Origin of the sequence: Desulfolutivibrio sp., assembly GCF_036584575.1 — a bacterium.
GTDB lineage: Bacteria > Desulfobacterota > Desulfovibrionia > Desulfovibrionales > Desulfovibrionaceae > Desulfolutivibrio.
This window is the reverse complement of the sequence record NZ_JAZHDB010000213.1, coordinates 1-11264: the sequence shown is the minus strand read 5'-3', so window position 1 is coordinate 11264 and position 11264 is coordinate 1. Positions and strand designations below refer to the sequence as shown.

Sequence of the window (11264 nt, the reverse complement as noted above, 5' to 3'; positions counted from 1 at the left end):
GGGCCAGCATGCCGCAGCCGATGATGGCCGACGCGCCAAGGGACAGCATGGCCGTGATGGCCAGAGGGTCGCTGGCGGAAAAGCCGGACACGGCCTTTTGCAGGCTTAGGATGTACAGGCCGTAGAAAAACGCCGTGGACAGGCCGTAGAGAACGCCCAGGCCGTATTCCGGCGGCCTGGCCCCGAAGCCCACCCCGACCATGGCGTAGAGTCCGATCACGGCCAGCCCCATGGACAGCCAGAAGACCGGCCCGGTCTTTTGTTTGTAAACAAGCACGGCGGCCAGGGCCAGGACGAACACCTGGAAGTTGCCCAGGAGCGTGCCCATGCCCGGTCCCACGATGTTGATGCTCAAGTGCCAGGTCCACAGGTCCAGGGCGAAAAAGACGGCGCAGGGCATGGCCCGGGCCACAAGCGGCCCCCGGATCGCGCCGAGCCTTCCGGCCAGGGCCATGGCCAGAAGAAGCCCCAGGCCGCCCACGCCCATGCGGTAAAACGCCGCCGACAGGGCCGAGACGTGGGCCAGCTTCACGAATACCGCTGAAAAGCTGATGCAGGCCGCGCCAAGGATCAACTGGAGCATGGGGAGGACTCGAAATGGTCGAAGCCGCGTCCGGTGACGGGGCGGCCGTTGAGGATGACGCCGGGGGCGGCCGTGACCCGGCCGATGGGCCGGGCCGATGGCACGGCCCGCACAAGGTCGGGCAGGGCCTCGGGCGCGACCGCGCCCAGGAGGGCATAGTCTTCGCCGCCGGAAAAGGCCAATGCGGCCGGGTCCAGACCGTGGGAGGCGGCGTGGGCCAAAACCTCCGGATGCAGCATGGCCGTATCGAGGCGCAGGTCCGCGCCGGTGTCCGGGGCCAGGAAGCGGGGCAGGTCGGCGGCCAGCCCGTCCGAGACGTCCATGGCCCCGCGCAGGCCCGGGACGGCCGCCAGGGCCAGCCCTGCCTCCACGCGCACGGCCGGGCGAAGATGGGCCGCCGTGGCCACGGGCCAGGAGTCCCTGGCGGCGCGGCCGGAAGTCTCCAGGACATGCAGCCCCACGGCGGCCAGCCCCAGTTCGCCCACGACGAAGACAATGTCCCCGGGACGGCCTTTTCCGCGCGTGAGAAATCGCCCTGCCGGGCCGACGCCGCCCCAGGCCGTGACCGCCAGGGCCACGCCCGGACCCCGGTTCAGGTCGCCGCCAACCAGCGGCAGGTCCAGGGCGTCGGCCAGTCCGGCCATGCCCGTGAACACGCCGTCCCAGAAATCCATGTCCGCATCGGCCGGGGTGGTGAGCACCAGGGCGAAGCCCAGGGGCCTGGCCCCCATGGCCGCCAGATCGCTGATGTTTACGGCCAGGGCCTTGTAGCCGATGTCGCCGGGGGAGAAATAGGCGCGCCGGAAGTGGGCGTCCTCCAGAAAAAGGTCCGCCGTGAGGCATACCCGGCCGGGCAGCTCCAGCACGGCGGCGTCGTCGCCGCGATGCAGGGGCACGGCGGCATGGCGGCGCGGGAAATGGCGGTCGATGAGGCCAAGGAACGCGGCCTCGGAGGCGATGCGGCTCATGGAGGGGCGATGTACCGCGTTTCCGGCGGATTGGCGAGGGGATGCCGTGCGGTGTCCGTGAACTTTCCGAGGGCTTCCGGGGTCGGGGTGCGGCTGTCGGATTGGCGCAAATGCTCGGCGATGCGTCGAATTGTTGGGAAGAGGGTTCCCCGATTGAAAGTCGAGGATATGATATGCCTTGCGGTCATGGCGTCAATGCGCGCCATGTTGACCAAGAAAGGTAGAAGCGGTTTTTTTACGCGTGGAATCATGTAAAATATTATTTGTGCGTAAAAGGCGTAATATGTTTTGCTGTAGTACATACACTTTGCATTACTGTTTGTGCTACGTATTGCGAATAACTGCGACGGTCTTTGTAATGATTTTTGTTATGGATCGTGATTATTTTACCTTGGAACTTTTTTTGCTTGCATTTCGATGAAGAAAATGGCATATAATAGAATTAATTGGTTATTGTCTCATTTTCTAGTGAGAAGGGATGGAATGTGATCAGGTGACAATTCTACATGCTGTGTCCATATGAATTGCACATATAAATGTATTTTTCTCTCAATCGTAGGCTTTGAAAGAGGTTTGTCAGAGAAAAATACAGGGAAACTTGAAGTATGCTATCGCAAATGTGTCGCATAAACCGGGTTGCAGTACTCCGTGTCTTCGTCTTGTCTGTTTTTTGCGTTGCGCTCTCATGGACAGTTCTTCAAGCGCCAAAAGCCTTTGCGAATGCCACAGACATGCAGGCGACAGACATGGAACACCTTGGAGTTCAACGGACGGACGATCCTGTCCAAATATCAGGAAAGCCAGTGGTATTCCTGGGGAATCAATCGCTTCCTCCGATGAACTACGTAAAAAATGGCAAGCCGAGCGGCATCGTCATCGACTTGGCGGAAGCCCTGGCGAAACGCATGCACTCCCCGGTGGAGATCCGGCTCATGGATTGGAGTAAAGCCCAAGAGCTCGTTGTCGATGGCAAGGCGGACGCGCTGCTGCAGATCAACGCCACCCCCGACCGGTTGAAGCTATTTGATTTTTCAGAACCCCTGCTGGCCTCTGAATTTTCAATTTTTACCACGTCCAGGCATCATGGAATCAAATCCATGCAAGACCTTCGCGGACTGAAAGTCGGAGTGGAAAACAAGGGGCTGCCGATTCTTCTGCTTCAAAAAGACCCTCAAATCATTGTCGAGGTCATTCCGAATTTTGTTGTAGGTTTCGGAAAGTTGAAGGATGGTGAAATTGATGCAGTGGTCGCGGATCGTTGGGTGGGATGCTATGTCCTTGCTGAAAATAATGTACAAAATATCAAGATGATCGAAGAGCCAATCAGCAGAAGCTATTCAGCAATCGCGGTGAAAAAAGGGAATGAACTTCTTCTTGCGGATATAAATAAGGCATTGTTTGAGATCAGGAATGATGGCACATACGACAAGATCGTTGATAAATGGAGAGGGAAGGAAATCATATTCAAGACCAGGGAGCAATTGCAGAGGCAAACGCTATTCTGGACAATCGTAACTATTTCATTGGCATTGATTATTTCTGTCGTCGGCATAGCGGCGCAGGCCAGGGAAATCCGCAGGCGCAGGCATTCGGAGGAGGAACTCCGCAAGAGCCGGGCGACCCTGAACATGATCCTGGACACCGCCCCGCAAGCCATTTTTTGGAAGGATGTGGACGGCCGCTATCTCGGATGCAACCGTCTCTTCGCTGTGGCGGCCGGAATGGAGCATCCTGCGGATATTGTGGACAAAACCGACTATGATCTCCCCTGGCCAACGGAGGATGCCGACGCCTATCGCGCCGATGACCGGGAAGTGTTGGGGAAAAATGCCCCGAAACGTAATATTGTCGAGACGTTACTCCAAGCGGACGGCTCCAGGATCTGGATCGAAACCACCAAGCTCCCCCTGACGGATAAAAATGACCAGCCTTTCGCCGTGTTGGGCGTCTACACCGATATCACGTCCCGCAAGATGGCGGATGAGGCCCTCAAGAAAAACCACGCCTTCCTGAAGAACCTCGGGCGCATCGACGACGTCATCCGGAAAGCCTCAGGCGTGGAGCAGATGATGCGCGACTCCCTGGATGTGGTGCTCGACGTCATGCAGGCCGACAGGGCCTGGCTTGTCTACCCCTGCGACGTCGACACCGAATTCTGGAGCGTGCCCATGGAGCGCACCAGGCCGGAATGGCCCGGCGGTGGCGTCTCGGCCAGTTCATATCGTCTCACCCCGCAGAACCGGGAGGCCTGGAGGCGCTTCCTGGCCGCAACGGAACCGACCTCCTGCGGCCCCGGGGGGGACATGCCCCTGGAGCAGTCGCTAACGGATGATTATGGAGTCAAATCCTTCCTCGCTTTCGCGCTTTTTCCCAAGATCGACAAACCGTGGCTGTTCGGGGTGCACCAGTGTTCGTGGGAACGCGCCTGGTCCCAGGGGGACAAGGCGGTTTTCAAGGCCATGGGGGGCCGCATTCAGGAGGCCTTGAATACGCTTTTATTTATTGGAAGACTGAGTGAGAGCGAAGAAAAATTTCGCACTGTTGCCGATTTCACCTACGACTGGGAGTACTGGATAGCACCAGACAGCCAATTGGTGTGGATGTCGCCCTCCTGTGAAAGGGTGACAGGATACACCGCCGACGACTTTCTGCGCTCGCCGGAACTCTTCCGGAGCATCGTTCACCCAGAGGACGTTGCGCGGTATGATCAACATCTGCGCACTTCGCTGCGAGGCAGTAACACGCCATGTGATATGGATTTTCGTATCGTTCACAAGTCGGGGCGGATCGTTTGGCTCAACCACACCTGTACGGATATCAGGAGGACGGACGGCGCCTCCATGGGGCGCCGCGCCAGCAACCGGGACATCACCGACCGCAAGCGGGCCGAGAACAGCCTGGCCAGGGAACTGGCCGTCAACACGGCCATGTCCGAAATGTCGAGAGCATTGATCGACAAAGCCACCACGCTGCAAGACATTGCGGATATCACCCAACACTTCGCCTGTTCCCTCACCCGCAGCGATCATGGATTCGTCGCTGTGCTCGATCAGAATACCAGGGACGTTGTCTGCTACACCCTGACGCGGATGCTGGACACGGAATGCGAGGTGGAGGAAACGGAGAAAAGGATCACCTTTTCCCCGAATCCTGAGGGCGACTATCCGGGGCTCTGGGGACATGCCCTCAACACGCGACTTTTCTTTTACACCAATGAACCCGGTTCACATCCTTCATCCATCGGCGTTCCAAGAGGACACATCCCGCTGCGGAACTTCCTTGCTGTCCCAGCTATGAATGGCGACAAACTGATCGGCCTCATCGCTCTCGCCAATACGCCGGAAGGATATTCTGAGAGCGACATGGAGGTCGTCAAGCGGCTGGCCGGCCTGTACGCGCTGGCCATTGACCGCCATGACACCCTCTTGGAGCTTTGGACAAGCGAGCAGAAGATACGGGCGCTTTTCAACGCCACGACCGACTCGGTGATGCTTTTGGACGCCTCGGGCGCCATCCTGGCTGTCAATGAACAGGGAAGCCGACGACGCGGCCTGGAGATGCGGGACATGGTCGGCAGGGCCATGGGCAATTTCCTGCCCCCGGAGGTTGCTACGGCCCGCAAGGACGGATTGGCGCAGATCGCCGCAAGCAAACACTGGATCGACATCGACGAGCGGATCAACGGCATGTGTTACCAGGTGCGGATGTTTCCCGTCCTTGACGATTCGGGCGAGGCCGTCCAAGTCGCCCTCTTTTCCAGAGACGTCACGGATCGGGTCAGGGCAGATGAGGCGCTGCGCGCCGCGTTGGCGAACGCGGAAGAACTCGCCCTGAAAGCCGAGGCTGCGAACAAGGTCAAAAGCGAGTTTTTGGCCAACATGAGCCACGAAATACGCACTCCGCTCAACGGCATCATCGGGATGCTCAACTTGTTGGAATCCTGTTCCCTTGGTGCGGAGCAACAGGAATATATCCTCATGGCCCTTAATGCCTCAAAGCGCTTGACACGCCTTTTGAGCGATATCCTGGACCTTTCCGTCATCGAGTCCGGGAAACTTGCCGTTCAAGCCGCACCATTTTGCATCATGGAAGTGTGCTCGTCGATAAACGAAATTTTCGATCAGGACGCTGCTCAAAAAGGGCTGACCCTTTGTTGCCATATCGACGAAAACATCCCCTGCAATCTCCTCGGCGACGAAATACGGTTGCGGCAAATTCTCTTCAATCTTGTTGGAAACGCCTTGAAATTCACGTTGAAGGGAAAAGTCGAAATCCATGTAGACCGCGTATCCCCGGTTGGCGTTGCCCCGTATCGTATCCTCTTTACTGTCGCCGATACGGGGATTGGCATCCCTGAGCAAAAATTGACGGACATCTTTGAACCGTTCACCCAGGTAGAGGGGTCATATGTTCGTCGTTATCAAGGCGCGGGATTGGGCTTGGCCATCGTCAGGCGTTTGACCCGTCTGATGGGAGGCGAGGTCTGCATCGTAAGTGAGGAGGGGGTGGGGACATCCGTGTATCTGGTCTTGCCGTTCGACAGCGCGAAGCCTGCCCGGGTCGTTTCCCCTGTCGAGAAATTGGCCGAACCAAGGCGGGGCGAGGAAAAGGCCCGCATCCTGGTTGTCGAGGACGAGGCCGTCAACCGCATTGCCTTGAAATGGCAATTGGAAAAAACCGGGTATGTTGTCGCCATCGCCGAGGATGGGCGCCAGGCCCTGGAATACGTCCTCCACAACGATGTCGATGCGATCATCATGGATATCCAAATGCCGGTCATGGACGGCATCGAGGCGGCGGGGATCATTCGCGGTGATGCAAAATTCAAGGAGAAATCGCACATTCCGATTATCGCCCTGACGGCCTACGCCATGCCTGGAGACCGGGAAAAGATCCTTGCCGCCGGTTTCGATGGCTATCTGGCCAAGCCGGTTGGAAAGGAGCAGCTCACGGCAATGCTGTCGCAGCTTTTGGAGCGATCCGGCTCATAGCGCAAAAGCCTGCGGGCCTCGGACTGAAGCGCGAGGCCGGGAAGGCATGAGGAGGATGGGGGGGAATCTCTTATCAAAGAAATTCCCCCCGCGCCGCCCCAGGCGTTTTTTTACGCCACGCCCAGCCGCTTCTCCAGGGCCGCCACGGCCAGGGTGGTCTTGATCACCGTGTCCGGGTTTAAGGACATGGATTCGATGCCGCACTCCACCAAAAACTCCGCGAATTCGATATAGTCGCTGGGGGCCTGGCCGCAGATGCCGATGTACTTGCCTTTGCGCCGCGCCACCTCGATGACCTGCCTGACCATGCGTTTCACGGCCTCGTTTCGCTCGTCGTAGACATGCGCCACCAGTTCCGAATCCCGGTCCACTCCCAAAATGAGCTGCGTCAGGTCATTTGAGCCGATGGAGAAGCCGTCGAAGACCTCCAAAAACTCGTCGGCCAGGATCACGTTGGACGGTATCTCGCACATGCCGATGACCCGCAGCCCGTTTTCGCCCTGGACAAGGCCGAATTCGGCCATGGTGGCCAGCACTTGGCGCGATTCGGCCACGGTGCGCGGGAAGGGGATCATGATCTCCAGGTTGGTCAGGCCCATGTCCTCGCGGATCTTCTTCATGGCCCGGCATTCCAGGGCGAAGGCATCCTTGTAGTTGGCGTCGTAGTAGCGCGAGGCCCCGCGCCAGCCGATCATGGGGTTGTCCTCGTGCGGCTCGAACTGCGCCCCGCCGATCAGGTTGGCGTATTCGTTGGACTTGAAATCCGACAGGCGCACGATGACCGGCTTGGGATAAAACGCCGCCGCGATCATGCCCACGCCCTCGGCCAGCCTGTCCACGAAAAAGTCGGCCTTGTTCTCGTAGCCCATGGTCATTTCATAGATGGTCCGCTTGACCTCCACGTCCTTGAGCTCCCCGAAGCGCAAAAGCGCCAGGGGATGGATGCGGATGTAGGAATTGATGATGAATTCCTCGCGGGCCAGGCCCACGCCGTCGTTGGGGATGAAGCTTTTTTCGAAGGCCTGTTCGGGGCTGGCCAGGTTCATGGTGATCTTGGTCTTGGGCCGGGGCAGGCTGGCCAGATCCGTCTCCAGCACCTCGAAATCGAGAAGTCCCCGATAGATGTAGCCCGTGGGGCCCTGGGAGCAGTCCACGGTGACGTCCTCGCCGTCGGCCATGGCGTCCGTGCCGTGGCCGGTGCCCACGATGCACGGGATGCCCAGCTCCCGGCTGACGATGGCCGCGTGGCAGGTGCGGCCGCCCCGGTTGGTGACGATGGCCGAGGCGATCTTCATGATCGGCTCCCAGTCCGGGTCGGTCATGTCCGTGACCAGCACCTCGCCCTTGCGGAAGTCCTTGATCATGTGGGCTTCCTTGATGATGTGGGCCGCGCCCCTGCCGATGCGTTCGCCCACGGACTTGCCCGTGGCCGCGACCTCGCCCGGGGCGGCCAGCATGTATTTCACGAGCTTGGTCAGATCCTTTATGGCATGCACGGTCTCGGGCCGGGCCTGGACGATGTAGAGCTCGCCGGTCATGCCGTCCTTGGCCCATTCGATGTCCATGGGTTTGTGGTGTCCGGCCTTGGCCGAATAGTGGTCCTCGATGACGCAGGCCATGCGGGCCAGATCCAGCACCTCGCAGTCGTTTATGGTCAGGCGGCGGCGATCCGAATCGGGCACGGGCACGTTTTTCGTCGGCTGCTTGGCGTCCTCGGTGTAGACCATCTTGATGGCTTTTTCGCCCACCTTCTTCATGATCACGGGCTTGAAACCCAGTTTGAGCGTGGGCTTGAACACGTACCATTCGTCGGGGTTGACCGCGCCCTGGACCACGTTTTCGCCCAGGCCGTAGGCCCCGGTGACGTAGACTGCGTCGGTGAAGCCGGTTTCCGTGTCGATGCTGAACATGACGCCGCTGGCGGCCAGGTCGCTACGCACCATCTTTTGCACGGCGATGGACAGGGCGATGGAGAAGTGGTCGAAGCCCTTGTCCACCCGATACGAGATGGCCCGGTTGGTGAAAAGCGAGGCGAAGCAGCGGCCGCAGGCCTCGATGACCTCCTCGGCCCCGTGGATGTTCAGGTAGGTCTCCTGCTGTCCGGCGAAGCTGGCGTCGGGCAGGTCTTCGGCCGTGGCCGAGGAGCGCACGGCCACGTCGGCGTCCTTGCCGTACTGGTTTTCCATGGCGCGGTAGGCTTTGAGGATGGCCTGGCGCAGATCGTCGGGGAACTCCAGGTTGCGGATGAGAGAACGCACCTTGCGGCCGCGTTCGGCCAGGTTGTCCATGTCGCTGGTGTCCAGGTCGGCCAGGATGGCCTTGATCTTGTCCATGGCCCCGCTTTCGGCCAACAGGCGGCGGTAGGCCGTGGCGGTGACCGCAAATCCGTTGGGCACGCGCACCCCTTTTGGGGTCAGGGCCTGGTACATCTCGCCCAGGCTGGCGTTTTTGCCGCCGACATACGGCACGTCTTCGATGGTGATCTGGTCGAACCACAGAACCAGCGCAGTATCTTTATCCATGGCGCACTCCTTTTCGCGGCCGCGCCGCGAGGGCTTTCCGTCATGGTATGGATATCCCCGCTTGGGGGCGGCAAGTCAAGGTAGGGTGGCGGGGATGGTGGTATGGGAGAGGGGATGCTTCTGCGGCGGGAGGGCTTGCGCCGAAGGGCATCCCATGAAAGGGGGAGGGAGGCAAGGCCGTCGGATCGGGAGTTGTCCGGGCGCAGGCATGCGGATCGTGGGAAGTGGTAACCGCTTTTCTGACGACGAGAGGAAGGCATGGATGATGTTTTGAAACTGGCAGGCGACATCGCCGCCCGCATCCGGGCCGCCGGAAGCGACCGCAACCGCCAGGGCATGGCCAGATACGGCATCAACGTGGCCCATGCCGCCGGGGTGTCCGTGGCCTTCGTGCGCGGCATCCGGAAAGAGACCGGCCAGAACCAGGAACTGGCGTTGGCCTTGTGGAACACAGGGCTGCACGAGGCCAGGCTTTTGGCCTGCCTGGCCGCCGATCCGGGGCAGGTCGACGACGCGCTTGTGGAGCACTGGGTCGCGGACCTGGATTCCTGGGACATCTGCGACATGTTCACCAACAATCTGGTGCGAAAGACGCTGTTGGCCCACGACAAGGCCCGGGAATGGGCGGGGCGGCCGGAGGAGTTCGTGCGCCGGGCCGGGTTTTCGCTCATGGCGTCGTTGGCCGTACACGACAAGAAGGCGTCCGATGACCGGTTTCTGGAGTATCTGGGGCTGGTGGAGGCTGCGGCGTGCGATGGGCGAAACTTCGTGAAAAAGGCGGTCAACTGGGCGCTTCGCGGCATCGGCAAGCGGGGCGAGGCCCTGCGGCTGGCGGCCCTGGAGACGGCCCGGCGCATTCTGGATCAGGACACGCCGCAGGCGCGGTGGATCGCCCGGGACGCCATTCGGGAGTTGAGTGCGCGGGGGCCGGGGTGAGGATCGTGGGAACGTGACGTTATGGCTGGGTGGCCGGGCTCGGGGTCGGCGGCAAACGTCCGGCGGCGACGAGTTCCGCTACGCTCCACGTCGCCACCATCCGTTTCCGGCGACCCGTCGCCCGGCCTGGGCGTCCTGGTTCGACGCGGAACCCCGTGAAGAGGTTCGGGCGCGCCGTTCGGGGTTTCCAAAGGGGCCGTGCCCCTTTGGCCGCCGGAGGCATGCTAACGGCCCTACTGACCGCCGCCCTGTGCGCTAGGGCGCCTCGCAGACCTCTTCCATGCGCCAGCGGAAGGCGTTGATGGTATTGACCATAAGCATGGCGATGGTCATGGGCCCCACGCCGCCGGGAACCGGCGTTATGGCCGAGACCACGTCCTTGACGCCCTCGAAATCCACGTCGCCGCACAGCTTGCCGTTCTCGTCCCGGTTCATGCCCACGTCGATGACCACGGCCCCGGGCTTGACCATGTCCTTGGTGACCAGCTTGGCCTTGCCCACGGCGCAGATGAGGAAATCCGCCTCGCGGCATTCCTTGGCGATATCCGGGGTGCGCGAATGGCACACGGTGACCGTGGCGTTGGCGAAGGGGCCCGAGGCCGAGAGCATCATGGCCATGGGCTTGCCCACGATGTTGCTGCGCCCGAGCACCACGGCCTTTTTGCCCGACGGGCTTAAGGCGTAATATTCAAGCAGGGTCATGACCCCGGCGGGCGTACACGGCCGAAGGCCGGGCAGTTCCAATGACAACCGGCCCACGTTTTCCGGATGAAACCCGTCCACGTCCTTGCGCGGGTCCATGAGGCACAGGCAGGACGCGCTGTCCAGGGGCTCGGGCAGGGGAAGCTGCACCAGCACGCCGTCGATGTCGTCGCTGGAGCCCAGCTCCAGAACCAGCCGCTCCACATGCGACTGCTCGGTGCGGGCGTCGAGCCGCCAGGTGCGCGACACGATCCCGGCCTCCTCGCAGGCCTTTTCCTTGTTGCGCACATACACCTGCGAGGCCGAATCCTCCCCGACAAGCACCACCGCCAGACTCGGGGCGCGCCCGAACTTGCGTTTCAGCCGCTCCACGTCGCGCTTGACGCCCGCGCGCACCTCGGCCGCCACCTTCTTGCCGTCGATCAGGATCATGGGATCTCCTTTTGGGGATGGAAACGGAGGCATCGGGAGGGGAACCCCTTTTTGAAAAAAGGGGTTCCCCTCCCGGCGACGAGATCGCCAAGGTCCTGGAACGCAACGGCCACACCGTGGAAGTTCGCAA

General features: G+C 60.8%; 6 protein-coding genes. 2 read left to right on the top strand and 4 right to left on the bottom strand.

Annotated elements, in window-relative coordinates:
• Both V3572_RS15635 and thiL read right to left on the bottom strand, forming a co-directional pair.
• A partial coding sequence (locus V3572_RS15635) for an EamA family transporter (RefSeq protein ID WP_332111952.1) occupies window positions 1–583 on the bottom strand: 583 nt, incomplete at its 3' end.
• On the bottom strand, window positions 571–1551 hold the full coding sequence (gene thiL / locus V3572_RS15630) for a thiamine-phosphate kinase (RefSeq protein ID WP_332111951.1): 981 nt from the start codon (window positions 1549–1551) through the stop codon (window positions 571–573). The genes V3572_RS15635 and thiL, both read right to left, overlap by 13 nt.
• A gap of 746 nt (window positions 1552–2297) precedes the next feature.
• Between thiL and V3572_RS15625 the strand changes: the two genes are divergently transcribed.
• On the top strand, window positions 2298–6542 hold the full coding sequence (locus V3572_RS15625; RefSeq protein ID WP_332111950.1) for a PAS domain S-box protein: 4245 nt from the start codon (window positions 2298–2300) through the stop codon (window positions 6540–6542).
• A gap of 110 nt (window positions 6543–6652) precedes the next feature.
• Here V3572_RS15625 and ppsA read toward each other — a convergent pair whose 3' ends face one another.
• On the bottom strand, window positions 6653–9064 hold the full coding sequence (gene ppsA, locus V3572_RS15620) for a phosphoenolpyruvate synthase (protein ID WP_332111949.1): 2412 nt from the start codon (window positions 9062–9064) through the stop codon (window positions 6653–6655).
• A gap of 258 nt (window positions 9065–9322) precedes the next feature.
• On the opposite strand from ppsA, the gene V3572_RS15615 reads away from it, so the two are divergent.
• Entirely contained in the window at window positions 9323–10000 is a 678-nt protein-coding gene (locus V3572_RS15615; protein WP_332111948.1) for a DNA alkylation repair protein, read from the top strand.
• A 255-nt stretch (window positions 10001–10255) separates the two neighbouring features.
• On the opposite strand, the gene folD is transcribed toward V3572_RS15615, so the two are convergent.
• Entirely contained in the window at window positions 10256–11134 is an 879-nt protein-coding gene (folD, locus tag V3572_RS15610; protein WP_332111947.1) for a bifunctional methylenetetrahydrofolate dehydrogenase/methenyltetrahydrofolate cyclohydrolase FolD, read from the bottom strand.
• Window positions 11135–11264: the final 130 nt, after the last annotated feature.